This is a genomic window from Ensifer sp. PDNC004 (genome assembly GCF_016919405.1).
Taxonomy (GTDB): domain Bacteria; phylum Pseudomonadota; class Alphaproteobacteria; order Rhizobiales; family Rhizobiaceae; genus Ensifer.
The window spans coordinates 352,445-376,762 of the sequence record NZ_CP070353.1; the positions used below are offsets into that span (position 1 = coordinate 352,445).

Annotated in this window: 23 protein-coding genes and 2 pseudogenes; 11 read left to right on the forward strand and 14 right to left on the reverse strand. The window is 64.8% G+C overall.

Annotated elements, in window-relative coordinates; genetic code table 11:
* Nucleotides 1-87 precede the first annotated feature (87 nt).
* From JVX98_RS09605 to JVX98_RS09615, 3 genes are all read left to right on the forward strand, one after another.
* Nucleotides 88-1,749 carry an arylsulfatase gene (locus JVX98_RS09605; protein ID WP_246765041.1) on the forward strand — a complete coding sequence of 554 codons (1,662 nt, stop codon included), beginning with the start codon at nucleotides 88-90 and terminating at the stop codon, nucleotides 1,747-1,749.
* Nucleotides 1,750-1,945: 196 nt separating this feature from the next.
* Nucleotides 1,946-2,737: a hypothetical protein gene (locus JVX98_RS09610; protein ID WP_192446610.1), complete on the forward strand. Its 792-nt coding sequence runs from the start codon at nucleotides 1,946-1,948 to the stop codon at nucleotides 2,735-2,737.
* A gap of 81 nt (nucleotides 2,738-2,818) precedes the next feature.
* Entirely contained in the window at nucleotides 2,819-3,244 is a 426-nt protein-coding gene (locus JVX98_RS09615) for a GNAT family N-acetyltransferase (RefSeq protein WP_192446609.1), read from the forward strand.
* Between the two features lie 293 nt (nucleotides 3,245-3,537).
* Here JVX98_RS09615 and JVX98_RS09620 read toward each other — a convergent pair whose 3' ends face one another.
* From JVX98_RS09620 to JVX98_RS09670, 11 genes are all read right to left on the reverse strand, one after another.
* A complete protein-coding gene (locus JVX98_RS09620) occupies nucleotides 3,538-3,879 on the reverse strand; it encodes a DUF6616 family protein (protein WP_192446608.1) in 342 nt (113 codons plus the stop codon).
* Between the two features lie 48 nt (nucleotides 3,880-3,927).
* Nucleotides 3,928-4,722 (reverse strand): DNA alkylation repair protein, encoded by a 795-nt coding sequence (locus JVX98_RS09625; RefSeq protein ID WP_205238433.1) that lies wholly within the window; start codon nucleotides 4,720-4,722, stop codon nucleotides 3,928-3,930.
* Nucleotides 4,719-5,243 carry a MarR family winged helix-turn-helix transcriptional regulator gene (locus JVX98_RS09630; protein ID WP_205238434.1) on the reverse strand — a complete coding sequence of 175 codons (525 nt, stop codon included), beginning with the start codon at nucleotides 5,241-5,243 and terminating at the stop codon, nucleotides 4,719-4,721. The genes JVX98_RS09625 and JVX98_RS09630 overlap by 4 nt, the downstream gene beginning before the upstream one ends.
* A gap of 78 nt (nucleotides 5,244-5,321) precedes the next feature.
* Entirely contained in the window at nucleotides 5,322-6,116 is a 795-nt protein-coding gene (locus JVX98_RS09635) for a DUF1194 domain-containing protein (protein WP_205238435.1), read from the reverse strand.
* Between the two features lie 136 nt (nucleotides 6,117-6,252).
* Complete coding sequence (locus JVX98_RS09640; RefSeq protein WP_205238436.1) at nucleotides 6,253-7,071, reverse strand: arginase family protein; 819 nt, start codon at nucleotides 7,069-7,071, stop codon at nucleotides 6,253-6,255.
* 143 nt (nucleotides 7,072-7,214) lie between these two features.
* Nucleotides 7,215-8,099 carry an NAD(P)/FAD-dependent oxidoreductase gene (locus JVX98_RS09645; RefSeq protein ID WP_205238437.1) on the reverse strand — a complete coding sequence of 295 codons (885 nt, stop codon included), beginning with the start codon at nucleotides 8,097-8,099 and terminating at the stop codon, nucleotides 7,215-7,217.
* 166 nt (nucleotides 8,100-8,265) lie between these two features.
* Nucleotides 8,266-8,700, reverse strand: coding sequence for an Rrf2 family transcriptional regulator (locus JVX98_RS09650; RefSeq protein ID WP_205238438.1), 435 nt, complete (start codon nucleotides 8,698-8,700; stop codon nucleotides 8,266-8,268).
* 221 nt (nucleotides 8,701-8,921) lie between these two features.
* Nucleotides 8,922-9,647 carry a hypothetical protein gene (locus JVX98_RS09655; protein ID WP_205238439.1) on the reverse strand — a complete coding sequence of 242 codons (726 nt, stop codon included), beginning with the start codon at nucleotides 9,645-9,647 and terminating at the stop codon, nucleotides 8,922-8,924.
* Between the two features lie 76 nt (nucleotides 9,648-9,723).
* Complete coding sequence (locus JVX98_RS09660) at nucleotides 9,724-10,647, reverse strand: DMT family transporter (protein ID WP_205238440.1); 924 nt, start codon at nucleotides 10,645-10,647, stop codon at nucleotides 9,724-9,726.
* 15 nt (nucleotides 10,648-10,662) lie between these two features.
* The gene (locus JVX98_RS09665; protein ID WP_192446600.1) at nucleotides 10,663-11,622 is read right to left on the reverse strand and encodes a DMT family transporter; all 960 of its coding nucleotides are present in this window, start codon (nucleotides 11,620-11,622) and stop codon (nucleotides 10,663-10,665) included.
* Nucleotides 11,619-12,194, reverse strand: coding sequence for a TetR/AcrR family transcriptional regulator (locus JVX98_RS09670; protein ID WP_205238441.1), 576 nt, complete (start codon nucleotides 12,192-12,194; stop codon nucleotides 11,619-11,621). The genes JVX98_RS09665 and JVX98_RS09670 overlap by 4 nt, the downstream gene beginning before the upstream one ends.
* Before the next feature lie 377 nt (nucleotides 12,195-12,571).
* Here JVX98_RS09670 and JVX98_RS09675 point away from each other — a divergent pair, with 377 nt between their 5' ends.
* The 4 genes and pseudogenes from JVX98_RS09675 to JVX98_RS09690 all read left to right on the forward strand — a co-directional run.
* Nucleotides 12,572-14,065: a DUF1254 domain-containing protein gene (locus JVX98_RS09675; protein ID WP_192446598.1), complete on the forward strand. Its 1,494-nt coding sequence runs from the start codon at nucleotides 12,572-12,574 to the stop codon at nucleotides 14,063-14,065.
* 33 nt (nucleotides 14,066-14,098) lie between these two features.
* Nucleotides 14,099-15,502: a DUF1254 domain-containing protein gene (locus tag JVX98_RS09680; protein ID WP_205238442.1), complete on the forward strand. Its 1,404-nt coding sequence runs from the start codon at nucleotides 14,099-14,101 to the stop codon at nucleotides 15,500-15,502.
* Nucleotides 15,503-15,594: 92 nt separating this feature from the next.
* Nucleotides 15,595-16,290 (forward strand): SOS response-associated peptidase, encoded by a 696-nt coding sequence (locus tag JVX98_RS09685; RefSeq protein WP_192446596.1) that lies wholly within the window; start codon nucleotides 15,595-15,597, stop codon nucleotides 16,288-16,290.
* Between the two features lie 340 nt (nucleotides 16,291-16,630).
* Nucleotides 16,631-17,203, forward strand: a pseudogene (locus tag JVX98_RS09690) (histidine phosphatase family protein); the annotation flags it as partial.
* A gap of 80 nt (nucleotides 17,204-17,283) precedes the next feature.
* Here the strand turns inward: JVX98_RS09690 and JVX98_RS09695 are convergent.
* On the reverse strand, nucleotides 17,284-18,207 hold the full coding sequence (locus JVX98_RS09695; protein ID WP_205238444.1) for a bifunctional helix-turn-helix transcriptional regulator/GNAT family N-acetyltransferase: 924 nt from the start codon (nucleotides 18,205-18,207) through the stop codon (nucleotides 17,284-17,286).
* Between the two features lie 241 nt (nucleotides 18,208-18,448).
* Here JVX98_RS09695 and JVX98_RS09700 point away from each other — a divergent pair, with 241 nt between their 5' ends.
* From JVX98_RS09700 to JVX98_RS09710, 3 genes and pseudogenes are all read left to right on the forward strand, one after another.
* Entirely contained in the window at nucleotides 18,449-20,185 is a 1,737-nt protein-coding gene (locus JVX98_RS09700) for an adenylate/guanylate cyclase domain-containing protein (protein ID WP_205238445.1), read from the forward strand.
* A 73-nt stretch (nucleotides 20,186-20,258) separates the two neighbouring features.
* A pseudogene (locus JVX98_RS32280) lies at nucleotides 20,259-20,524 on the forward strand (guanylyl cyclase); the annotation flags it as partial.
* A 218-nt stretch (nucleotides 20,525-20,742) separates the two neighbouring features.
* Complete coding sequence (locus tag JVX98_RS09710) at nucleotides 20,743-20,988, forward strand: cytoplasmic protein (RefSeq protein ID WP_192446589.1); 246 nt, start codon at nucleotides 20,743-20,745, stop codon at nucleotides 20,986-20,988.
* Nucleotides 20,989-21,114: 126 nt separating this feature from the next.
* On the opposite strand, the gene JVX98_RS09715 is transcribed toward JVX98_RS09710, so the two are convergent.
* Complete coding sequence (locus JVX98_RS09715) at nucleotides 21,115-21,483, reverse strand: VOC family protein (RefSeq protein ID WP_205238447.1); 369 nt, start codon at nucleotides 21,481-21,483, stop codon at nucleotides 21,115-21,117.
* Between the two features lie 174 nt (nucleotides 21,484-21,657).
* Nucleotides 21,658-22,548, reverse strand: a complete 891-nt coding sequence (locus JVX98_RS09720; protein WP_205238448.1) for a LysR family transcriptional regulator — start codon at nucleotides 22,546-22,548, stop codon at nucleotides 21,658-21,660.
* A 294-nt stretch (nucleotides 22,549-22,842) separates the two neighbouring features.
* Between JVX98_RS09720 and JVX98_RS09725 the strand changes: the two genes are divergently transcribed.
* A complete protein-coding gene (locus JVX98_RS09725; protein WP_205238449.1) occupies nucleotides 22,843-24,294 on the forward strand; it encodes an MFS transporter in 1,452 nt (483 codons plus the stop codon).
* Nucleotides 24,295-24,318 lie beyond the last annotated feature (24 nt).

Consider the following 24,318-nt stretch of genomic DNA (forward strand, 5'->3'; position numbering starts at 1 on the left):
GGACACCCGCCCCCTCAAGCGCATCATTCGCCCGGTCCTCGACAGCAGTGCATTTCCGATCGCCTTAACAGGGAGAATACGATGAGCATGCGCGACGGTAACAAGGCCAATCCTGATATGGCCGAGAACGGGGTAACGGACGTCAGTCGCCGTGACCTGCTTTTGAGCGGAACGATCTTTGCGGCGGCATCGCTGGTTGCTTCCGGAGCTTCGGTGAGCCCGGCAAAGGCGCAGTCGTCCTCCACCGCCGCAAGCGGCAAGCCGCCGAACATCCTCGTCATCTTCGGCGACGATATCGGCATTCCGCAGATCAGCGCCTATACGATGGGCCTGATGGGCTATCGCACGCCCAATATCGACCGCATTGCCGCCGAGGGTGCAATCTTCACCGACAGCTACGGCCAGAACAGCTGCACGGCGGGACGCGCCTCGTTCATCCTCGGCCAGGAGCCGTTCCGCACCGGGCTCTTGACGATCGGCATGCCGGGCGACCCGCATGGCATCCAGGACTGGATGCCGACGATCGCCGATGTCCTGAAGACCAAGGGCTATTCGACCGGCCAGTTCGGCAAGAACCACCTCGGCGACCGTGACGAGCACCTGCCGACCGCCCACGGCTTCGACGAATTCTTCGGCAACCTCTACCACCTGAACGCCGAGGAGGAGCCGGAAGGCTACTTCTATCCGAAGGATCCGGAGTTCAAGAAGAAGTTCGGCCCGCGCGGCGTCATCAAGTCGAGCGCCGACGGCAAGATCGAGGACACCGGCGCGCTCAACACCAAGCGCATGGAAACGATCGACGAGGAGTTCCTGACAGCCGCCAAGGACTACATCGACCGGCAGGTCAAGGCCGACAAGCCGTTCTTCTGCTGGTTCAACTCGACCCGCATGCACGTCTTCACGCACCTGAAGCCGGACTCGATGGGCAAGACCGGCAAGGGCATCCATGCCGACGGCATGGTGGAACATGACGGTCATGTCGGCCAGCTCCTGAAGCAGCTCGACGATCTCGGCATCGCCGACAACACCATCGTGCTCTACACCACCGACAACGGTGCCGAACTGGCGCTGTGGCCGGATGGCGCGCAGACGATGTTCCACGGAGAAAAGGGCACGACCTGGGAAGGCGGCTTCCGCATTCCGATGATGGTGCGCTGGCCGGGTGTGGTGAAGCCGGGCACGCAGATCAACGACCCTGTGACGCTGATGGATTGGTTGCCGACATTCGCGACGGCTGCCGGCGTCGGCGACGTCAAGGAAGAGATGAAGAAAGGCTTCAAGGGCACCTCGAAGACCTTCAAGGTGCATCTCGACGGCTACGACTTGACCGATACCCTCAAAGGTGAGGCCAAGCAGCCGGCGCGCGAGACCGTCTACTACTTCGACCAGGGCGGCAACCTCAACGCGCTGCGCTGGAACGACTGGAAGCTGAGCTTTGCCCAGGCGAGCCACGGCAACATCGCCACCGCGCAGCGCGAGGTCACGAGCTGGGCGGTCATCGCCAACCTGCGCATGGATCCCTATGAACGCGGCATGGAGGACGGCGGCGGAGCGATCGAGTTCCTGGCCCGCAACATGTGGCTGCTGGTGCCGATACAGGCGAAGATCAAGGAGTTCTTCCAAGACTTCAACGATTATCCGTACCAGGCCGGAAGCACGCTGAACGCCAGCGGCATCAACTACGGCTGGCTGGCGCAGCAGGCCGCGATGAAGCGGCTCGGCGAGCTGGAAAGCCTTGCTCCACGCTGACGAGAAAAGCCCCGCCGCCGGCTTCAGCCGGCGGCGGGCCTCCTTGCGGATTGCTTGCGCCCGGCTTTCCAGCCAGGCGGAGCAATCTGGTCGCGCGGTCTTCCGGCCCGCGTTGGCCCAGTCTTTCCCAAGACAGTATTGCCGTCGGTGCGCCGTTTGACCCCATTCGTGCGCGCGGCTGAACCCGAGGGGTTTCATGGATTTTCTGGTATCGCTTGCTGAAATCAGTGTCATTGGTTTCGCCGCCGTTCTCCTTGTCGGCCAGCTCGCCGCCCATGAGATCGGCTATCGCTTAGGCGTGCGCAGCAAGGAGCGGGCCGGTGGCCAGATCGAGAATGTCGGCGTCGTCGTAGCCGGCATGCTGGGCCTGCTCGCCTTCGTGCTGGCGCTGACGCTTTCGTTCTCTACCACGCGCTTCACCGAGCGGCGGCAGGGCACGCTTGCCGAGGCCAATGCCATCGGTACCGCCTGGCTGCGCGCCAAGGCGATCGGCACGCCGGAGGCGCTCGATGTCGCCAAGATGCTTGAAGACTATACCAGGGCGCGCGAGGACTTCGTGCGCGCCGGGCGCAACGACGAAGCGCTCGCCAAGGCAAACGACGACACGTCGAAGCTGCAGCAGCAGATCTGGCGGCGGGTGACGACGATCATACAGCAGGATCCCGATCCGATCTCGGCATCGCTGATGGCGGCGGTCAACGACACCTTCGATGCAAGCACGGCGGAACGCTATGCGCTCGGCATCCGCCTGCCATCGCAGATCTTCTGGCTGCTGCTCGGCGTCATGATCCTGAGCATGGGCGCGCTCGGCTACCAGTTCGGCCTCAAGGGCCGGCCGGTGCGCATGCTGATCGTGCTTCTGACGCTCGTCTGGACGGCGATCATCGTCAACATCCTCGATCTCGCGTCGCCCCGTATCGGCAACTTTCGCACCGATATCTCGGTCTATCAGTGGACCCGGCAGGGCTTTTCAAGCGCACCGCAGTGAGAGTGCAAGCGCCCCAATCCGTTGCTTGCGCCGGCCGGCATCTCCCCCTAGTTTCCCGCGCAACCCTGGGGGAGTTGCACCATGCGAATTCGGTTGGCGGTCGGCCACGACCATCCGGCGCTCTGCGCGATCGACACGATCGCGGCGGAAGACCCGCAGCGACGCGCCGATATCGCCCGCTGGATCGAGACGGGCTGCTGCCATCTCATCGAGATCGATGGCGAGGTCGCCGCCTATGGCGTGCTGACCCGGCACTTCTTCGGCCACGCCTTTATCGAGATGCTGATGGTCGGCGCGTCCTGGCGCCGGCGTGGTCTGGGGGCCGCACTGATTGCGCATTTCCAGTCGATGTCGTCAGGCACGAAGCTCTTCAGTTCGACCAACATGTCGAACCACCCGATGCAGGACCTCTTGGTCAAGGCCGGGTTCCGGCCCAGCGGCTATATCGACAATCTCGACGAGAACGATCCGGAGATCGTGTTCTACAGCCCCTTAAGCCGGTCGTGATCTGAAATGGCCGGCAAGAGCCGACCGCCGAGCCTTCCCTACGCGACTTCCGTACAGACGCAATCGCTGAATTGGTCGACCGGATAGGCCATCGCCAGTGCCGCGTGGATCAGCGCCGCCTCGCCATCCGGCGCATCGATATTGGCGCAAATGTTGTTCGTGAAATTTTGTTGCCGGCCCGCAGCATCAGGCGGACCCAGGTGTTTTGGCGATCCCCCGTGCGCTTAGGTGGCAGGTTGGAGAACCTGGGTGTAGCGAACGGGAGATCGTGTCGGATTTTTACCGTAATTGCCTCAAGCGGCGGCGCCGAGTTCGGCGAGGTGGCCGGCGAGGTCGGTGCCGCGGCCGGCGGCATTGATCGTGTCGAAATATTCGTGCCAGCCGGACTGGGCGATGCCGACGACGAGGGCTTCGAGTGCGGTCGCATCCGGGCAGCGCCAGACGGCGAAAAAGGTCTGCGATGCCGCATGCAGCTTCGATTGGTCGACCTTGCCGAAGGTGATGAGCTCGACGCCGAGCGCCGACAGGCCCGGCATGGCGGAGCCGATCGCGGCCAGGAACTGCTGGCGCCCCTGGCGGGGAAGGGCGAGCCAAGCCGGCTTGGCGCTGTAAAGTTCGGTCAGGTAGTGAGGCATGGTCTGCTTTCTTGTTGTCAGTCTGAGGTTATGCAGTTCCGGGCGCTCTCAAGCGTTTCCGGAACTGGATTTCGTGGCGATGGACCGAAGCGCGCGGCGGCAGATGCGGGCTGTTGCAGGCCCCGCGCTTTCGGCGGGCCAGCGCGCGCAGAGCGCCTGGACCCACTCCGGCCGATCCTTGGCGGCATCATTCAGCCAGTTGCCGACTGAATCCTGCACATAAGGCGAGGGATCGGCACGCAACGGTTCGAGCACGGGCAGCGCGCGTTCGGGCTCCTTCTTGAGCTCTTGGATATGGGCGCACCAGACGCCGCGCGGGCGGATGGATTCCGAGGCGAACCGGCGGATGCGTTCGGATGGATCCGGCGTCCAGCCGGCCGCAAGCAAGGCGATCGCCTGATCCAGATTTGCCGCGAGATGCGGGCGAACGGCGATCCAGGCCCATTCGCGCACACCGAAATGGCTGTCGTCAGCGAGCGGGCGGATCGCGGTCAGCCGCTCGGCGAGGGACATGTCAGCCGCGGCCGCGACCATGAAACAGGCCCAGCCACGCGCCGTGTCCGAGGAATGATGCGCGAGCGTCTCCAAGGCGGAGGGGCCGAGGCGATCCGCGATCAGCCTTGCCGCAAGCGGCATGCGCCGGGAGATGCCGGCCGGGCCGGCTGCTTTCATTTCGGCCAGGGCATCGCAGCCGATGCCGGGAATGATGCTCTCCATCAGCGCCGCAAAATCGACAGCCAGACATTCGGTCAGGGTCGTCGCTTCCGCTCCGGCGTTCAGCTGCGCCAGGCGCTCGGCACCAATGCCGCTGACGCCGCGTTCCTTGGTCCTGCTCCCGCTCACGCCTGTGTTTCCGGCGTGTTCCTGCGCTTGGCGCCGGCCTCGAGATTGCACCAGATGCGCTGAAGCAGCGTGTGGAACGTCTGGTGTTCATCGGCACTGAAGCCGGCAAAGAGCGAAGCGATCCAGGCGCTGTGTTCACCGAGCAGATCGCCGGCAGTCTTGCGGCCGGTTTCGGTGAGCACGACCGCGATCTTCCTGCGGTCATTAAGGCCCGAGCGGCGCTCGACGAAGCCGTCGCGCTCCAGCCCGTCGATGAGTCCGGTGATGGTGGCGCGCGTCACGCCGGCGCGATCGGCAAGTTCGTGCGGCGACAGGCCCTCGGGTTGATCGTTGAGCAGGAAGAGAATAACGAACTTGCCTTCCGAAAGCCGGTGGGGTGCCAGTCTTGCGGCGCAGTCCCGGTCGATCGCGCCTGTGAGCGCGAGCAGTTCGAAGCAGGCGCGCATGTTGCCGGTTTCGGCGACTGCCCGACGCTTGGCTTCCTGCAGCAGGGCCCGGTGTTTTTGTTCCAGCATTGTCATAAGGTGACAGATAATAAGGTGCCTAACTGGAGTCAACGGCGTGTTGGCTATTGCCTGTGGATAGGCGGCAGACTTGCGCTAACGCCCGATCATCCGCTCCTGCATCTCCTCGCCGATGAAGCAATTGTAGCCCTCGCCGAACCGGGCGGGGCGCACGACGGCGGGCGACAGGCGGCTTATCTCCAGGCCGGAGATTTCTGTGACCAGCTTGCGCAGGATGGCGCGGGCGAACTCGCCGCTATCCTCCACCTTGACGAGAAAGGCGCCGTCGCCGCCGATCACGCATTCGCGGTAATAGGCGTCGAGGTCGGGGATTGCGGCAGAGTCCCGGGCGGCGTGGGTCTTCAGCATGATCGGCAGGCCGTCGATGGTGATGCCGCGGGCGACGGTGGAGTTGCGGGCGACGGGGGCGGGCACACCGGAGTTGTTGGGACCATCGCCGGAGATGTCGATGACGCGGCGGCTGCCCTGGAAAGGGCTGTAATCGAACAGCCGCCGGGTGAAGGCCAGCGCGTTGGAGATCGAGGTGAAGGCGATGCGCCGGATCGGCTGGCGCCGCAGCAGCTCGGAATATTGCGCGGCAGTGCCGCGCCCGTCGATCAGCGTCCAGGGCGTGACCTGCACCGCCGAGCCGCCCCATTCGACATAGGTGACGGCGATGCGGCCGAATGGGCCGTTCTCGATCGCCTCGATGAGGGCGGGCTCCAGAAAGGCGGCGACATAACCCTGCCGCTGCAGGCGCTGCTCGTCGAGCTCCATGGAATAGGAGACGTCGACGGCGAGCACCAGTTCGAGATCGACCGGGAGCGGCTCGGCGGAGGCGCTTCGGCAGACCAGGCAGGCGCAGGCGAGAAGGATCGAACCGAGCTTCATGGCAGCCGATACCGAAGGCGAGCGGGATATCCATGCTACGCCCAAACCGGTTGCGTGCAATGCGGGGTAATGTCGATGGATCAACGCCGACCGGGCGCCCTGCGGTCAGGCAGCAGGCCGCCAATCTCTGGTCGGGTCAGCGGTGCAGCTTCTGCAAGAGCGGGTCCAGCGCTTCGATGAGCGGTTCGGGTGATACCGGCTCGCCGCCGTCCTCCCAGACATCCTGAAACTCGGCGATCTCCAGCCCGACGACCTTGCTCTTGGCAAGAACCACGCAGGCCGCGTGCAGGTCATCGAGCGACAGGCCGTCCTTGTGCTGGTAGTCGGTGGGCACGATACCGGGGTTCAGCACGTCGCAGTCGAGGTGAATGTAGACCGGCCGGCCGGCGACGGCCTCCGTCAGCCTTTGCGGCAGGTCGGCGCCGGGGCGGATATGCGGGATGCGCTTCGCCGCGATCAGTTCGGCTTCGAAAGGATCGAGGTCGCGCTGGCCGACGAGCACGATATTTTCGATTGCGAGCCCATCACCGAGGCCGGACTGCCAGAGGCCGCAGGGCCCCGACAACGCCAGCCCGCCGAGATAGCCGGTGCTGCTGGCCTCGGGCGTGTTCAGGTCGCCATGGGCATCGAACCAGACGACGACCGCATCGCCGTGGTGCCTGGTGACGGAAGGCAGCGTTGCCAACGAGACGGCGCAACGGCTGGTCGCGGCCAGCGAGACCGATCCGTCGGCGTAGATCGTTTCGAACCGATCACGCATGCGCCGGAGCGTCGGCATCGCCGCTTCGAGCTCGACCGTCCAGTGGCCGTTCAGCGCCGGTTCCGGTTCACCGATCGTGACGGTTTCGAGGCCGAGCTTTCGGGCGAGATGGGCGGCAACGGACTTCGCGCCGGGAATGCCGAGGTCGTTGTGATCGCCGGCGCGACCCTGGAAGCAGGTGAGGGCAAGGGGCATTGGTGCGGGCTCCAACTCGGTTTGGGACGGAGCGAAGCACGGACGCCGACGATTTGGCAAGGCCGGGAGCCGAACGGTGCAAAGCGGTTGCGTCCGTTCGGTTCCCGTCAGGCCACTGCGTGGCGCCGGCCAGTGCCGGTGGCTTAACCGAACACCAGCGAGCGGTGCAGTTGCGCGCCGGCCCAGGCGCCGTCGCCGACGGCGAGCGAGACGGAATGGGGAACGCGGCCGACGTCGCCGCAGGCATAGGCGCCGGGAACGGTGGTTTCCTTGGCGGCCGTCGCCCGGATCTGCAGGCCCATCGGGGTCTCCTCGATCTCGCAGCCGAAGCGTTCGGCGATGTCGCTTGCGGGCGTGGTGCGGGTGGCGACGAAGAGGCCTGCGAAGGGCAGGCGTCGGCCATCCGTCAGTACCACGTCGGCATGGCCTTCGAGCCGTGCGACCGTGGTTTCGTCGATGGTGACGCCGCGCCGGATGAGGTCGGCACGGCCTTCGGCGTCGAGCGTGATCGCACCGTTGGTGAAGAAGGTGACCTTGCCCCATTCGGGGATGAGCTGGGCCTGGTGGATCGACATCGGGCTTGCGGCGATGACTGCGATTTCACCCTCGTTCAGCTCGTAGCCGTGGCAATAGGGGCAATGGAAGGCGCTCTTGCCCCAGCGTTCCGTCAGCCCTTCGATGTCAGGCAGGCCATCCTTGACGCCGGTGGCAAAGAGCAGGCGCCTGCCTTCGAAGGATGCGCCATCGGCTGTGGTGACGACGAAACCGTCGATCTTGCCGCTTGCGGTCACGGCGCGGCCGTCGATCCACGTGAGTGTGGGGTAGGCGAGCAATTGTTTGCGCGCGGTCGCGGCAATCTCGCCGGGGTCGATGCCGTCCTGGCCGAGAAAGCCGTGGGAGTGGCTGGCGAAGCGGTTGCGGCGAATGCCCTCGTCGATGATCGTCACGCGGCGGCGGGCGCGCAGAAGCTGAAGGGCGGCGGCCATGCCGGCATAGCTGCCGCCGATGATGATGACGTCCTGTTGCATGGGGATAGTCCTTTCGGTTGGGCGCGGGCGAGCCCACCGGTTTCTTCAACCAGTGTGTCGACCCGAGCTTTGGGCAATAGGGTTCCGGCCGAAAACCGCTTACGCGGTTCCGGGGCGGAAGGATGTATCGGGATCGATCACGTCAGGACGGATCGACCGGCTGCTTTCATTGCGATCGGAGCCGGTGCCGCCGCGCAAAGTCCTCGGCGAGGTCGGCAAGGGTTACCTGGGCGAAACGCTCGAGCAGCAGCGCTTCGGCCTCGGCAAAGGCGGTGTCGAGCGCAGCGTTGACCGCCTGCTCGACAAGGCATTCCGGCATTTCCTGCCGGTTGCCGATGGCAAAGATCGCAGGCTCGCCGAGCGTTTCGTGCAATTGCCGAAGCGTCACGGTCTTGAGATCGGCGGTGATCGCCCAGCCGCCGGCATGGCCGCGGGCGGAGGAAACGATGCCGGCATCGCGCAGGAAGCCCATGGTGCGGCGGACAACGACCGGATTGGTGCGCATGCACATGGCAAGCTCGTCCGAGGTCAAGGGTTCGCCGCGCTCGGCCATGTGCAGGAGCGCGTGCAGGACGGAAGAAAGGCGGCTGTCTTTTTTCATGTAACTTCAATTATTACGAATCGAGGTGTGATGCAAGGGGCGTGGTGGGCGGTGGCTCGCTATTGCAAGTCACGGGGTGTGCAAGCCATCTCCGCAGCCCTCATTCCTGTGCCTGTCACGTGAATCCAGCCAGCCCAAGGACTTGGGCTGAAGGGCTCTTTCGCACCGCGGACGCAGCGCTGCTGAATCTCTGTGACACAGGGGGTGGTCCGCCGTCCTGACTAGAGATGGATGGCGCCGTAGGGATTGTATTTGAACTCGTCCTCGCCGTAGGCGTCGACGGGCAGCAATCTGGCGCCGCGGCGCTTGAGCACCTGATCGACGCCGTCGGTGACGACCTCGTCGGCAACGGTGTCGATCAACGCGCTCAGGGCCAGTTCGTCGTCGGAGAGGGTCTTCGGCGCGTAGACTTCGGGTATGCCGACCAGGTGGAAGCCGACGCTGTAGAGATGTTCGTCCGTGCCGATCGGCCGCTTGGCAAAGGCGAGGCGGCAGGGGCGGGCAAGCGCAGCGCCCGTCTGGCCTTCCGCGTCCTGGGCCAGCGCTTTCCATCTCTCAACGCCGTGCGCGACGCCGGCGCTCTCGCCCTTGGCGGCGACGATGCCGTTATCGAGGGTGTGGGCGACCAGCCGAAGTGCGATGGCTGAATGTTTGACGGCATCCTCTGCCGTCATCGGCGGGCCGAGCACATAGATGACCGAGCGATGGTCGTCGACGGCCTCTTCGTCCGCTTCGCTCCAGGCACCCTTGTGGACGCGATCCCGGCAGACCTCGAAGGACATCGACATGCGATCGTCAGGCGCGTCCTCGGAAAAGGTGTCGTCGATCTCGAAGCCCGGCGCGAAACTCTCGATCGCCGACTGGATCACCTCGCGAAGTTCGGAGAAGGGGCGGTCTCCGCCGAGCAGGCAGAGCACGTGACGTGGCTTGACTTCGGAAAAACTCATGGCTGCTTCCCAGTGGTCTGGAGCGAAGCTGTCGCAGACACCACCGCAAGATGCAAGCGGTCAGTGGATAGCTTTCCTAAACGTGCGTTTGGCTCTGCCCCCGTGCGACGATGACGATGCCGGCGAGCGACACGACGAGGCCGGCGGCCATGGCCCAGGAGAGGGGTTCGCCGAACATGATAAAGGCCCAGATCATCGTCACGGGCGGGCTCAGATAAAGGATGGCGGTGACGCGGGCGGGCGAGGATTTTTTGAGCGCGAGATAATAGAGGCTCCAGGCGCCGAAAGTGGCGATGAAGACCAACCAGAGAATGCCGCCGACGAAGCCCGGATCGAGAACCGGCAGCACGCTGCCCTCGTGCCAGGCAAGGAGCGCGAAGATGGCGGATGCCGAGAGGCACTGGATGCAGAGGCTCTGATGCACCGGTATGGCGCCCGCCGCACTACGCTTCTGCAGCAGTGTCGCCAGCGCCAGTGACAGGGTGCCGAGAACCGGCAGGCCATAGGCCCAGAGCGGCACGTTGCCGACATCGAGCGACCAGCCGGACGCGATCAGGACACCGGTGAGGCCGATGAAGGAGCCGAGCCACTGGCGGGCGGTCAAGGCCTGGCCGAGGACCGGCCAGGAGAGGATGGCGACGGCAAGCGGCAGCATGTCGGTGATCAGCGCCACCAGGCCGGTCGGCACGCCATGGGAGATCGCCAGCGCAAAGCCCGCGAGATAGCCGGACATGGCAAGCGCGCCGAAGAGCATCTGCGGTACGGCGTTCTTCATGCGGATCTTCGGCCCGATCGTCAGGGCGAAGGGCAGGAGGATGAGGCCGGAGACGAGGCTGCGCCAGAGAAGGATCAGGAAGAGCGGCGCATGATCGATGGCAAAGCGGATGCCGACGAAACCGGCGCTCCAGGAGATGACAAGTGCTGCCTCGAGCAGGATCAGGATCGAAACCGCCCACACCCGGTTTGGACGGCGGGAGGGCAGCGCGGCGACGTCGCTCATGGCAAGGGTCCGGCGTCAGCGGGTGGAAAGGGCCGCATCGACCGCGGCGGCGGATGACCTGGTTCGGCGGCGGCGGCCCGGTATCGGCAGGGTGAGAATGAAGAGCGAGCCGACGATGAGCCCGATGCCCGCCCAGCCCTCGGCCGGCAGGCGCTCGCCGACGATGACGACGGCAAGGACGGCGGCAATGACCGGCTCGAGCAGCGACAGGGTGGTCGCCATGGTGGCCGACACGCGGGCGAGGCCATAGGCAAAGAGCACGTAGGCCACCAGCACCGGCACCAGCGCCATGTAGATGCCGACGGCGATGTTGGTCGTGGAGGCAAGCAGCGGCGCGCCGGTGACGGCGAGAACCGGCAGCAGCAAGGTGCCGCCGACGCCGAAGATCGAGCCCATGGCGGCGCGCGGTGGAATGCCCGCCTGCATCAGCCGCCGTGCCACCCAGGAATAGAGGGCATAAAGCAGGCCGGAGACGAGGCCGAGCAGGATGCCGTAGAGCACAGCCGTCGGGTCGGCGGCACCGCGGCTGCCGTGGCTTTCCGAGAGGGTCAGAAGCACGGCGCCGGCAAGGCCGGCGGCAGCACCCAGCAGCCAGCGGGTGGTCAGCTTCTGACCGTCGAAGAAACGCTCGATCAGCGAGGCGGCGAGCGGCGCCGAGCCGATGGAAATGACGGTGCCGATGGCGACACCGGCCAGATGCATGGAGGAGTAGAAGGCGAGCGGATAGATCGCGACCGACAGCGAGCCGAGCAACAGCATCGGCCATTGCGCGGTGAGCTTTGCCCTGCTTTTCACGATCGAGCGCAGCGCCGTCAGCGCGAGCAGCAGGCCGCCAAGGCCCATGGCGACGGCGCCGATGCCGAGCGGGCTGACACCACTGGCAAAGGTGGCGGTGGTGCCGGTCGTGCCCCAGAGCGCGGAGGCGGTGAGTACGCAGGCAAAGCCGACGAGAGAAGCGGAATTTCGGGAGGTCATAGCTGGTCCATGATCGAGATGGCGATCCGGCGCGCGGTCTTCAGCCGGGCGTCATGACCGTCGAGCCCGGCGCGCGACATGGCGCCTTCGAGCAGGAAGGAGAGGTGCTCCGCCGTCTCGTCGATGGCGGCACCCGCGTCGGGCTTCATCTCGGCGAGATATTGTTTGAAGAGCGTTTCCACCTCGTCCTTCTGCGAGGCGACGATGTCGCGGGCGGGATCGCCGACCGAAAGCTCGGCTGCGGCATTCAGGAGCCCGCAGCCGCGGAAACCCCAGGAATAGGCCATTTCGGCGTGGTCGACATAGCTGTCGAAGATCGCCAATACACGGTCTCTCGGCGTTGCCGCATGGGCCAGGCGCTCACGATAAAGGTCCTGCCATTCCCGGTGGCGCGCCTCGATATAGGCGTTCACCAGATCGGTCTTGGACGAGAAGTTGTTGTAAAGGCTCATCTTGGCGACGCCCGCATGGGCGGTGATCGCATCGATGCCGGTGGCACTGACTCCATCCCGATAGAAGAGTTCCGCTGCCGCCTTCAGCAGGCGCTCGCGCGCCGGTGCTTTCTCGCTCATGGCTTTCTCCACATTTCTAGGTAGACCGATCTACCTATTTGGGGGGATTGTCAAGTATCGCGCCAAGGGCGCGGGCGAGAGGGCGGGATAGTCGTTGCTGATCGCGCCTGCCGGATGGCCTGTTCCGGGCTCAGCGAAGGGGCGGAGGAGGAGGCCAAACCGGAGCGTTGATCCGGGGCCTTAAGTGGCTGCCGCTGCAACCGGCGCTCGCCACCCGACGTAACTGTTACGTACTTCCGGCACGGGGGCGCGAAGGGTCTACTCCGGCAAGGCTGGAACGATGCCGCCGGCAGGCCGAAACGCCGCGGAACGGGCCGATGCCAGAGGGTTTGGGGCGCTGTCCCAGCCCGATCCGATCCTGATCGTTGGAGACACAGATGACCCTTGCCTTGCGTGCCATCCTCCTCAGCAGCGCCGTTTTGCTGGCGGCTCCGGCTCTTGCCGACAGCTTCAAGATGACGACCGACATACCCGAGGAGATCCTGACACCGGGCAGCGTCGAGACGCGCATCGGCACGCTGACCTTCGACGACGGCGTGCCGACGGCGGAGACGGCGAGCAAGGTTTGGGACCAGCTCGATTTCAGCCGCGGCATCGAAGCGTTTCTCAATGGCATTCCCGGCGCCTCGATGGTGGCGATCCGCACCGGGCTTCGCGAAGTGGGGGCGGTCAACAGCACGATCGGCGTCTTCGAAACGCTGATGGATTCGAAATCGCTCTACCTGACGCCGAACACCGAGACGGTCTATTTCTGGAACTGGATGGACCTGAAGGACGGCCCCGTCGTCGTCGAAAGCCCGCCCGGCATTCTCGGCGTCGTCGACGATTTCTGGTTCCGCTACGTGACCGACCTCGGCAATGCCGGGCCCGACAAGGGCAAGGGCGGCAAATATCTCTTCGTGCCGCCGGGCTGGAAGGGCGAAAAGCCCGAGGGCTATTTCGTCTTCGAAAGCCCGACCTACGGCAACCTGCTCTTCGGCCGCGCCTTCATGAAGGACGGCGATCCGGCGCCGGGTGTCGCGAGCCTGAAGAAGAACCTGCGGGTCTATCCCTATGAGAAGAAGGATCAGCCGCCGGAGACCACCTTCATCAACCTCTCCGGCAAGGCGATGAACACGGTTCACGCCAACACCATGAAGTTCTTCGAGGAGGTCAACCAGATCATCCAGGAGGAACCGGCCGGCGCCTACGGGCCCGACATGACCGGCATTTATACGGCGATCGGCATGGAGAAGGGCAAGCCCTTCAAGCCCGATGGGCGCATGGAGAAGATCCTGACCGATGCGGTTGCCGTCGGCAACGCGACGGCGCGCGCCATCGATTTCCGCCCGCGCGATCCGGCTGTGCTGATCTATCCCGACCGCAAATGGACGACGCCCTTCATCGGCGGCAGCTACGAATGGCTGAAGGACGGCGGGCGCAATTTCGATGCGCGCACCCTGTTCTTCTATGCCGCGACGATCAACACGCCGGCGATGGCGGTCGCCATGCCCGGCATCGGCTCGCAATATGCGGCGACCAATTTCGACAGGTACGGCAAGCCCTTCGACGGCGCCAAGACCTACCGGCTGCACGTGCCCGCCAATGCGCCGGCCAAGGATTTCTGGTCGGTAGTGGTCTACGACACCCAGACACGCTCCATGCTGCAGACGGACCAGCAGTTTCCGAGCCTTTCCAGCGAAAAGAACCTGAAGCAGAATGCCGACGGCTCGACCGACATCATCTTCTCGCCGACGAAGCCGGCCGACAATCCGAACTGGATCCAGACGATCCCGGGCAAAAGCTGGTTCACCATCTTCCGGCTCTATGGCCCGCTGACGCCCTGGTTCGACCAGTCGTGGAAGCTCGAGGATTTCGTCGAGGTCAAGTGACCCGGCGCGCCAACCAGCAATAGGAGAAAACAGATGCTCCGCGTTTCGCTCACGGCCCTTGCGCTCGTTGCCGGAACCATCAGCCTTGCAGCCCAGGACCTTTCGCCCGAAAACCTCGAAAAGCGCGCGATCGAGCGTCGGGCGGTGGAGGCGGTCATCTGGGGGATGCCGGCGGTCAATGCCGACCTGATGCTGCAGGCGATGCTTTCGACGACGAAGGCCAAGGTCAACGAGATCGTCTACTGGTCGAAGCCGGTCAACTGGAAGAACCAGACGCTGACGCCCAACCCGGACTCGATCTACTTCATGTCGTTCTGGAACGTGAAGGACGGGCCCATCGTCATCGAGATCCCGCCGGCCGAAGGCGGGTCGATCGCCGGCAACATCGTCAACGCCTGGCAGATGCCGCTCGAAGATGCGGGGCCCGAAGGGGCGGACGAGGGCAAGGGCGGCAAGTACCTGATCCTGCCGCCTGATTATATGGGCGAGGTGCCGGAGGGCTACATTCCGCTGCGCTCCGATACCTTCACCGGTTTTGCGCTGCTGCGCTCCAACCTCAAGAGCCACGATGTGGCCGATGTCGAAAAGTCGGTCGCCTATGGCAAGAAGATCAAGATCTACCCGATGCCGGTGACCGACAACCCGCCGGCGACGGTTTTCACCGATGCCTATGATGTGCTGTTCGACGCCACCATTCGCTATGATGCGAGCTTCTTCGAGAACCTCAATCGCGTCGTGCAGACCGAGCCCTGGCTCGAGCGCGACCGGGTGATGATCGACCAGCTGAAGACGCTCGGCATCGAGAAGGGCAAGCCCTACCAGCCGAAGCCGGAGACCACGGCGATCTTCGACGCATCCGCCCGCGAGGCGCATGCGATCCTGTCGCAGCGCTACGACCAGGGCTTCCCGGTCATCAACGAGGGCATCCGCTGGTTCCCGGCGGCGATGGCCGACATGGTGAAGGCGGCGCAGGGCGGCTACGACGATCCTGATGCCTATCCGGTGGATGCCCGCGGCGTGACCTACACGCTCGGCTTTACCGGCATCAAGCGCATCGGCACGGCGCAGTTCTACCTGATGGCCAACAAGGACAAGGACGGCAATGCCTTTGACGGGGCGGCCAATTACAAGCTCGTCGTGCCGAAGGATGCGCCGGTCAAGCAATACTGGTCGGTGACGGTTTACGACCGCGAGACCCATGCGCTGGTGCGCAACCTGGACAAGGCCAGCGTCGCCTCGATCGGCAAGGGTGTCGCGAAAAACGCCGACGGCTCGGTGGATGTCTATTTCGGCGCCAAGGCGCCCGCCGGCAAGGAAGCCAATTGGGTTCCGGTCGATCCCAAGGGGAAATTCGAGCTGCTCTTCCGGCTCTACGGGCCGGAAAAGCCGCTGTTTGAGAAAAGCTGGAAGCTGCCCGACGTGGAGAAGATGCCGTAGCGCTTGCAAATGCCGTACTTGCAAAGTGACGGTGTTGACGCATTCCGGCGGAGCCATAGCTATGCATGCAGCCGCGGGCGGAAGGAGCCACCATGTGCGGACGCGTCTATCTGAAGACCAATCTCGAGGGGCTGCTGCGCGCCTTTGGCTTTGCCGAGCGTGGCAGCATCGAGACGATCGCCAACCAGTTTCCGCGCTATAACGGTGCGCCGACGCTGATCTATCCGATCATCATCCGCGACGTGATCCGCGATCCCGATCTCTTCGGCCCGGTCTTCGTTTCGGCGCGCTGGGGGCTGATCCCGAGCTGGACGAAGGACCCGAAGGCGGGCAGGCCGCTGGTCAATGTGCGCTCCGACACGATCGCGACGAAATTCCGCTCGTCCTATCAGCGCCGCCGTTGCCTTGTGCCGATCGACGGCTTTTTCGAGTGGAAGGACATTCACGGCACCGGCAAGGACAAGCAGCCCTATGCGATCGCGATGAAGACGGGCGAACCCTTCTGCCTTGCCGGCATCTGGGAGAGCTGGCGCAACCCTGCAACCGACGAGGACATCCGCACCTTCGCTATCGTCACCACCGACGCCAACGCGCTGATGGCCGACATCCACGACCGCATGCCTGTCATCCTCCACCCCGACGATTACGAGCGCTGGCTCTCGCCCGAGCCGGAGGCGCCTGACCTGATGAAGCCGTTTCCGCCTGAAATGATGACCATGTGGAAGATCGGCAGCAAGGTCGGCTCGCCGAAGAACGATACGCCGGACATTCTGGATCCGGTGGATTGAGGGCGACACGGCATCGCGAAGGGTGGCCTCAGCACTTTCATGGCCTTTCTCCTTTTTCCCGCTGGGGAAACGCGTTGACGCGATGATCGGAACGGGTGAGAAACGAGGGACCGAAACTTGAGGTAGCGTAATGTCGCGAAAGATTGCCGTCATCGTCTGCGTACTGATTGCCGGGATGTCTCTGGGAAGCTGCGCGCGGAACTCCTGCCGGGATTGGCCGGGAACCTGCATCATCCAGTGATGATGCGTGCCATCGCCGGAGCCGGAGTGGGAGGCATCTGTGAACGCCGGTTCGAACGACAGCGATCGATAGCCACAAGTTTTGAAGGAAGGCCAGGTCTTGATCTATCTTCTGCGCCACGGCGAAACCGTCTGGAATACGCTCGGTCGCTTCCAGGGGCAGCTGGATTCGCCGCTGACGAGGCTTGGCGTCGCGCAGGCGGACGCCGTCGCCCACCTCCTGGGCGCCGAGATCGGTGAAGATGTGCAGTCGATCGAGATGCATGTCAGCCCGCTCGGACGGACCCGCGAAACCGCTGAAAGGGTTCAGCGGGTGCTGCCGCTGGCGCGCCGCGAGGATGCGCGGTTGATGGAGGTTTCGGTCGGCTGCTGGGATGGGATGACCAAGTTCGAGATCGACATGGAGTATCCGGGTCTGCTCGACGGCTCCGATGTCTTCGACTGGTATTTCCGCTCGCCGGACGGAGAGAGTTTTGATGCCGCCTGCGCACGAGCGAAAAGCTGGCTTGCGGATATCCGGCGGCCGACGGTCGCGATTTCCCATGGGCTGTTCGGCCGGCTGCTGCGCGGCGTCTATGCCGGCCTCTCCAGGCGGGAAATGCTGGAATTGCCGGTGCCGCAGGATGGGTTCTATCGTCTCAGTGACGGGGCGTTCAACCTCGTCACCGTATCGACCGGCCGGCAACTGGCGTCCGCCATCGGTTCCCGCAATAGCTGCGCCCCCCCGGGGCGGCGATGCGTTGCCGGCCGTTTCTACAGATCCCGCGCGAAAATCTGGCCGGTGAGATCCTTGCCGAAGCTGTGGTGCTGTTCTTCCTCGATCAGCGCGAAGCCGGCTTTTTCATAGATGTGGCGGGCGGCATCGAGGCCGGCATTGGTCCAGAGAACCATCCTGATGTAGCCGAGAAGACGGGCGTGGCGCATGCATTCCTCGACCAGCCGGCGGCCGATGCCGAGGCCTCGGGCGCTCGGCTCGACGTAGAGCAGGCGCAGCTTCGCCGTCGTCTCGTCATGGCGGACGAGAAACACCGAGCCGACGACCTTGCCGTCCTTTTCGGCGATCCAGCAGCGGTCCGACTTCGCATCGTAGTCGTGCATGTATTTGACGACGATCTCGGCGACCAGCGCCTCGAACGCGGTGGTCCAGCCATATTCCTGCGCATAAAGCGCGCCCTGGCGGTGGATCACCCAGCCCATGTCGCCCGGCTGCGGATCGCGCAGGATGAAGCCCGGCGTGCGCTCGTCGGCAAGCAGGCTCTCGATCTCGCCCATGGCGCCCACCAGCTGCCGTTGTTCCGGCACCGAGAGTTTTTGCAGCATGGCGACCACTTCGCGCTGGGACGCATCCTCCAGCGGCTGGAAGATCGCGCGGCCTGCATCCGTCAGCGTGAGCTGCGTGACCCGGCCGTCGTCCGGCGAACGGCTCTTTTCGATCAACCCCTTCTTCTCGAAGCCGGCAATGACGCGGCTCAGATACCCAGCGTCGAGGCCGAGTTCGCGGCAGAGGTCGCTCGCGGTCAGACCGGAGCGGTGCGCCAGCTCATAGAGGATACGGACCTCCGTCAGCGAAAAGGCGCTGGCGAGAAGATGTTCGTGCAGCAGGCCCATCAGCCGGGTGTAAAAACGGTTGAAGCGCCGCACCGTCTGGGCGCGGTCGTCGATGTGCTGCGGAGACATGGGATGTCCTTATGAATTTGCTTTAATCAGGTAATTAGTTGCCTAAGGCAATTATTGTCAAGTCGCAATGCGCTGAGGCCTACCGGCGGCCGGCTGCTGAGAGCCGGCGCATATGGACCCCTTTCAGTTTGCATTTGCTAATTTAGATAGGAGATCGTTTCGTGCTGCGATAATATCGGACCGGATATCTCCTTGGTCCGGAAGACCGGAACGGGCCGCTTTTCAACGTGTTGGCAAGCCCATGGAGCAGAGATTAGCTGCAGTGCTGGCGGCCGATATGGCCGGCTACTCCAGGCTGATGGAGGCCGATGAAGCAGGCACGCTTGCGCGGCTTCGCACCCATCGCATCGAGCTTATCGATCCCGCGATCGCCAAGAACAAGGGACGGCTGATCAAGACCACCGGCGACGGGCTGCTGGTGGAATTCCAGAGCGTGACCGATGCGGTCAAATGCGCGGTCGAGATCCAGCAGCGCATGAAGAGGCGGAACTCCGACGTGCCGGCGGACCGGCGGATCGAGTTTCGCATCGGGATCAATCTCGGCGACATCATCTTCGAGGACGACGATATCTTCGGCGACGGCGTCAACATCGCCGCGCGCGCCGAGCAACTGGCCGAAGTCGGCGGCATCTGCGTGACGGCGGCGGTGGCAACGCAGGTGGCCGACCGGCTGGAACTGCCGATCGACGATCTTGGCGAGAAGACCTTGAAGAACATCAGCCGCCCGGTGCGCCTCTACCGCATCGGGCTCGAGAGCCTGGGGCTCACAGCTTCCACGGGGGACGGCGAGGCGAAGACGGGTGTTTGCAAACCGACGATCGTGGTGCTGCCCTTCGACAATATGAGCGGCGATCCGGACCAGGAGTTCTTCGCCGACGGGCTGACCGAGGATATCATCACCGAGCTTTCGCGACGGCACGAGCTCTTCGTGATCTCGCGCAACTCCTCCTTCGTTTACAAGAACCAGTCGGTGAACGTGCGCGAAGTGGCCGCCAGCCTCGGGGCGCAATATCTGGTGGAAGGCAGCGTGCGCAAGATCGGCGAGCGGGTGCGCGTCACCGTGCAGCTCATCGACGCGGTCAACGACGCGCATATCTGGGCCGACAAATACGACCGGCAGCTCGATGACATCTTCGCCATTCAGGACGAGGTGACGGCGGCGATCGCCGCGACCGTGCCCGGCCGGCTGGAGGCCGCCCAGCGCGACCAGCTTTCGCGCACCAAGCCGGCCAACATGGCGGCTTACGAATGTGCGCTCGCCGCCAAGGTGCTGCACCACCGCAGCAGCGCCGAGGACAACAGGCAGGCGCAGGCGCTGATCGACCGGGCCGTTTCGCTCGACCCCGGCTATGCCCATGCCCATGCCTGGCGCGCCTGCATCCTCGGGCAATCCTGGGTGTATGGCTGGTGTGCGGACAAGGAGGCGACCTGGGCCGAGGTCAATGCCGAGCTGGAACGGGCGCTTGCGCTCGACGACAACGACGCCGACGTGCATCGCATCCTTGCCGCCGTCAACGTCAACACCAACGCGCTGACGACGGCGCGCTATCACCAGGAGCGGGCGCTGTTCCTCAACCCCAATTACGACCTCGTCGTGGTGCAGCAGGGCGAACTCCTGACCTGGCTCGGCCGGCCGGAGGAGGGGGCGGAATGGATCCTGAAGGCGATGCGCCTCAACCCCCATCATCCCGAGCGCTTCTGGAGCCACCTCGGCAAGGCTCACTTTGCTGCGCGCCGATATGGCGAGGCGATCGAGGCCTTCATGCACCTGACCTCGATGGACGAAACCCAGCACGCCTTCGTCGCCGCCTGCCACGGCTGGCGCGGCGATGCGATCGCGGCGGGCGCGCATATCGCCAAGGTCAGGGCGCTGTGTCCATCGTTTGACGTCGAGGCGTTTCTGGCGACGATGCATTATGCGCAGGAGGCGGACAGCGAGCACCTGCGCGAGGGGCTACAGAAGGCGGGGGCGGGGTGACGGCCGGTCCGCGCGCGGTAAAACAAGGCAACAGGCAGCAGCGAGGACTTCGGCACCTTCGGGAGAGGTGGTCATGGAAGCATTTCGCGCAGAACGTCGGCTGGTCGCCATTCTTGCCGTCGACATCGTTGGCTATTCGCGATTGATAGAGCCGACGAGGCGAGCACGCTGGCCGCCATCAAGACGTGGCGATCCGAAATTTTCGATCCGCTTCTGAACGATTTTTACGGGCGCATCGTCAAGCTCATGGGCGACGGCGCGATCGTGGAATTCGGCTCCGTGGTCGACGCCGTCTCGTGTGCGGTCGCGTCGCAGAGCAAGCTCGCCGCCCGTCCGGTCGCTGCGGGGCAGCTTAGCCTCAACCGGATGTGGCTCAAGAGCGCCTCTGTCAAAAATCATGGCCATTGGCTGGGCGTTCGGCCGGGCGTTGGCTGCGCCGTCACATCATTCGCTGCCAAAGGTCATCAAGGCGGCCCGCATATGTCGTTGAACTTCGCCCGTGCGTTGCGGGCGACGGCCGCTGGACAACCTGTCGTGCATACGACAATGATTGCGGCATGGACGAGACGATCATTCGGGCGCACAAGCATAGCGCCAACCACCGCGCGGAACTCGAAGCAAGCCCATCCTGCGGCTGCTTCTATTGCTGCGAGATCTACCAGCCGGCCGAGATCACGGAATGGATCGACGACGACAGCACGGCGGTCTGCCCCCGCTGCGGCATCGATTCCGTCCTCGGCAGCGCCTCGGGCTTTCCCGTGACCGTCGAATTCCTGGCGCGGATGCGGCGCTATTGGTTTTAAGCGTCGGTCCATCTGTCCCGGGGCCGGGCCGGCCTCGTTCGAGGCGACGCTTGCCAGATACCCGCCGATCAAGGCCGGAACGCCGGATCCCTACAAACCCTAGGAATCTCGGCTAGCCTGGTCCGATCAGGATTCGGCCGCGTGGCAGACCGCCTCGATGTTGTGGCCGTCCGGATCGAGGACGAAGGCGGCGTAGTAGTTGGCGTGGTAGCGCGGGCGCAGGCCGGGGGCGCCGTTGTCCTTGCCGCCGGCCGCAAGGGCTGCGTGGTAGAAGGCGTCGACCTGCTGGCGGGTCTCGGCCACGAAGGCCAGGTGAAGGTGCGCCGGCGTTTCCTCGGTCTGGTAGAGGCAAAGCGACGACTTGTCGTCCGTGCTCATTTCGACACCATGGGCGCCGTGATCGACCACGGCGACGCCGAGCGGTTCGAGCGCCTTCAGGTAGAAGTCGAGGCTTGCCGGATAGTCGCGGACACCGAATTTGACGTGGTCGAACATCGCGTTCTCCTGTGCGGGTTTTGACGTGTGCTGGCGAGGCAGCGCTTCGCGGCCGGACTTGCGCTGATAGCGCGATGGCCTGTTGTAGGCAACCGCGGCTGGCGGTCCCGACCCATCACAACGCATCGCCGATGTCGCTGCGCATCCGCTTGCGTGGCTGGCGTCTTTCGCGGCCTATGCGGTGCACACCTCCCGCACGCACGCCCTTAACCACCGGTGCGCCGGATCCGCATCCAGGCGGGGGTGCCAGAGCAGCGAGATGGTGATTTCGGGCAGGGCGACGGGCAGGGCAAAGGTGGCGAGATCCTGGCGCAGCGTCCCCGTATAGCGTTCGGGCACGCTGGCGACGAGATCCGTGGCGCGGGCGAGCGCCAATGCCTCGGAGAAGCTGCCGACGGAGGCGGCGATCGGCCGGCTGAGTCCGGCCGCCTCAAGGGCGTCGTCGATCGGGCCGGTGTCGTTGCCGCGGCGCGAGACATGGATGTGGTGGGCTGCAGCGTAGCGGGCCGGCGTGATTTCGCCCGTGGTTAAGGGGTGCCCCGGGCGAACCACGCCGACGAAACGATCATGAAAGAGGGCTTGGGCGCGAAGCTCCGGGCCTGTGTTCTCACCGACAACGCCGGTTTCGAGGTCGATGCCGCCCTCGCGAAGCGGACTGCTTTCCCGGTCCAGCTTCTGCACGAAACGCAGGCGCACGCCGGGCGCCTCGCGCGCGAGACGGGCAATCAGCGCTGCGCCGAAGTTTTCGACGAAACCCTCGCGGTTCCTGAGGGTGAAGGTGCGGGTGAGTGTCTTCAGGTCCAGGCTCTCGGCCGGGCGAAGGCAGGCTTCGGCCGCTTCGACGATGGGGCCGGTGCGCGCGCGCAGCTCCACCGCCCTTGGGGTCGGAACAAGGCCGCGGCCGGCGCGCACCAGCAGCGGGTCGCCGGTCGCCTCGCGCAGTCTTGCCAGCGCCCGGCTCATGGCTGAGGGGCTGAGCCGCAGGCGCCTTGCGGCGCGGGCGACGCTGCCTTCGGCAAGCAGCACATCGAGGGTCACGAGCAGGTTGAGATCCGGTCTGGTCATCACCCTTCATAACACGAGCTCTGTGAGATGTGGCGTTAAACGCACGAATGAAGTGCAAATGCTGCGCCTTCCGCCATATGAGGCTAAGGTCTAATTTTTCGGAGAACCGAATTTGGAGGGTTTTCCGATGACGCCATGCCCGCTAATGCCCGCTGCCCAATCCCTGATTTCCCGGTCTGACCCAAAGTCGTTGCCGCATATTTTGAATCATGAAAGCGCGCTACCGCCCTGTTTCCTTGCGATTTCCCGCGCTGCAAATGGACGACGCAAGGCTTCGCTCGCGGGAGGTGGCCGATGAGCGCTATCGGGCCTGCCAAGGCTTCCGGCGCGCCGGTTCGCTGGGTGATCGCCAGCCTGTCGCTGTCGATGCTGCTCTCCTCGCTTGGCACCAGCAGCGCCAATGTCGCGCTGCCGGCGCTGGCGGACGCCTTCGGTGTCTCGTTCCAGGCGGTGCAATGGGTGGTGCTTGCCTATCTGCTTGCCATCACCACGCTGATCGTCAGCGTCGGGCGGCTCGGCGATATCGTCGGCCGGCGGCGGCTGCTTGTTGCCGGCATCGCGCTCTTTACGACAGCCTCGGCTCTTTGCAGTCTGACGCCGGGCTTTGCGCTGCTGGTCGCCGCGCGGGCCGCGCAGGGCATCGGCGCTGCGATCATGATGGCGCTGACCATGGCCTTTGTCGGCGAGGCGGTGGCGAAGGAAAGGACCGGCAGCGCCATGGGTATGCTCGGCACCATGTCGGCCATCGGCACGGCGCTCGGGCCGTCGCTCGGCGGTGCGCTGCTCGCCGGCCCCGGCTGGCGGGCGATCTTCTTCGTCAATGTGCCGCTGGGGTTCGTGGCGCTCGTGCTCGCCCATCGGTATCTTCCCGCAGACCGAAACCTCGATGGCGGGGAGCGCCCACGCTTCGATGTCGCCGGCACCTTGCTGCTTGCGTTTTCGCTCGGCGCCTATGCGCTGGCGATGACGGTGGGGCGGGGCAGCTTCGGGACGCTCAACGTCGCGCTGCTTTCTGTCGCTGCCGTGGGGCTTGCGCTGTTCCTGCTGGTCGAGGCCAGGGTAGCCTCACCGCTGATCCGGCCGGCGATGTTGCGCGATCCGGTTTTGAGCCGAGGGCTCTCGACCAATGCGCTGGTCTCGACCGTGATGATGGCAACGCTGGTGGTCGGGCCGTTTTATCTGTCGCGCGGGCTCGGCCTCGATGCGGCGATGGTCGGGCTCGTGCTGTCGGTCGGGCCGGTCATCTCGGCCCTCGGGGGCGTTGTTGCCGGTCGCATCGTCGATCGCCTGGGCGCGGGCTCCGTGATTACGGTCGGGCTGGCGGCGATGGTTTCGGGCTGCGCCGCGCTCGTGCTGCTGCCGTGGCTCTTTGGCGTTGCCGGCTATGTTGCGGCGATCGCGGTTCTGACGCCCGGCTACCAGCTGTTCCAGGCGGCCAACAACACGGCGGTCATGGCGGATGTCAGCGCGGACCGGCGCGGCGTCGTTTCCGGCCTGCTCAACCTTTCGCGCAATCTCGGCCTCGTCACTGGCGCATCGGTCATGGGCGCTGTCTTCGCCGCAGCGGTTGCGGCAAGCGACATGGCCGGGGCCGCACCGGCGGCGGTCGCCCGGGGCATGGAGGTAACCTTTGCAGTCGCCGGGCTGTTGACCGTGGCTGCGCTGGCGATCGCCATTGCGGGCAGGGCGCTACGCGGAGTGCGCGCAGAACAGGCCGCGGCCGCGGGGCCCGCGGGAGAGCGGTGATCCCGCCGGTCGGGCGAAATCGGC

Coding starts and splice junctions, on each gene's coding strand:
- JVX98_RS09605 (WP_246765041.1), top strand. CDS start 88: ATGCGCGACGGTAACAAGGCCAATCCTGATATGGCCGAGAACGGGGTA.
- JVX98_RS09610 (WP_192446610.1), top strand. CDS start 1,946: ATGGATTTTCTGGTATCGCTTGCTGAAATCAGTGTCATTGGTTTCGCC.
- JVX98_RS09615 (WP_192446609.1), top strand. CDS start 2,819: ATGCGAATTCGGTTGGCGGTCGGCCACGACCATCCGGCGCTCTGCGCG.
- JVX98_RS09620 (WP_192446608.1), bottom strand. CDS start 3,879: ATGCCTCACTACCTGACCGAACTTTACAGCGCCAAGCCGGCTTGGCTC.
- JVX98_RS09630 (WP_205238434.1), bottom strand. CDS start 5,243: ATGACAATGCTGGAACAAAAACACCGGGCCCTGCTGCAGGAAGCCAAG.
- JVX98_RS09635 (WP_205238435.1), bottom strand. CDS start 6,116: ATGAAGCTCGGTTCGATCCTTCTCGCCTGCGCCTGCCTGGTCTGCCGA.
- JVX98_RS09640 (WP_205238436.1), bottom strand. CDS start 7,071: ATGCCCCTTGCCCTCACCTGCTTCCAGGGTCGCGCCGGCGATCACAAC.
- JVX98_RS09645 (WP_205238437.1), bottom strand. CDS start 8,099: ATGCAACAGGACGTCATCATCATCGGCGGCAGCTATGCCGGCATGGCC.
- JVX98_RS09650 (WP_205238438.1), bottom strand. CDS start 8,700: ATGAAAAAAGACAGCCGCCTTTCTTCCGTCCTGCACGCGCTCCTGCAC.
- JVX98_RS09655 (WP_205238439.1), bottom strand. CDS start 9,647: ATGAGTTTTTCCGAAGTCAAGCCACGTCACGTGCTCTGCCTGCTCGGC.
- JVX98_RS09660 (WP_205238440.1), bottom strand. CDS start 10,647: ATGAGCGACGTCGCCGCGCTGCCCTCCCGCCGTCCAAACCGGGTGTGG.
- JVX98_RS09665 (WP_192446600.1), bottom strand. CDS start 11,622: ATGACCTCCCGAAATTCCGCTTCTCTCGTCGGCTTTGCCTGCGTACTC.
- JVX98_RS09670 (WP_205238441.1), bottom strand. CDS start 12,194: ATGAGCGAGAAAGCACCGGCGCGCGAGCGCCTGCTGAAGGCGGCAGCG.
- JVX98_RS09675 (WP_192446598.1), top strand. CDS start 12,572: ATGACCCTTGCCTTGCGTGCCATCCTCCTCAGCAGCGCCGTTTTGCTG.
- JVX98_RS09680 (WP_205238442.1), top strand. CDS start 14,099: ATGCTCCGCGTTTCGCTCACGGCCCTTGCGCTCGTTGCCGGAACCATC.
- JVX98_RS09685 (WP_192446596.1), top strand. CDS start 15,595: ATGTGCGGACGCGTCTATCTGAAGACCAATCTCGAGGGGCTGCTGCGC.
- JVX98_RS09695 (WP_205238444.1), bottom strand. CDS start 18,207: ATGTCTCCGCAGCACATCGACGACCGCGCCCAGACGGTGCGGCGCTTC.
- JVX98_RS09700 (WP_205238445.1), top strand. CDS start 18,449: ATGGAGCAGAGATTAGCTGCAGTGCTGGCGGCCGATATGGCCGGCTAC.
- JVX98_RS09710 (WP_192446589.1), top strand. CDS start 20,743: ATGGACGAGACGATCATTCGGGCGCACAAGCATAGCGCCAACCACCGC.
- JVX98_RS09715 (WP_205238447.1), bottom strand. CDS start 21,483: ATGTTCGACCACGTCAAATTCGGTGTCCGCGACTATCCGGCAAGCCTC.
- JVX98_RS09720 (WP_205238448.1), bottom strand. CDS start 22,548: ATGACCAGACCGGATCTCAACCTGCTCGTGACCCTCGATGTGCTGCTT.
- JVX98_RS09725 (WP_205238449.1), top strand. CDS start 22,843: ATGAGCGCTATCGGGCCTGCCAAGGCTTCCGGCGCGCCGGTTCGCTGG.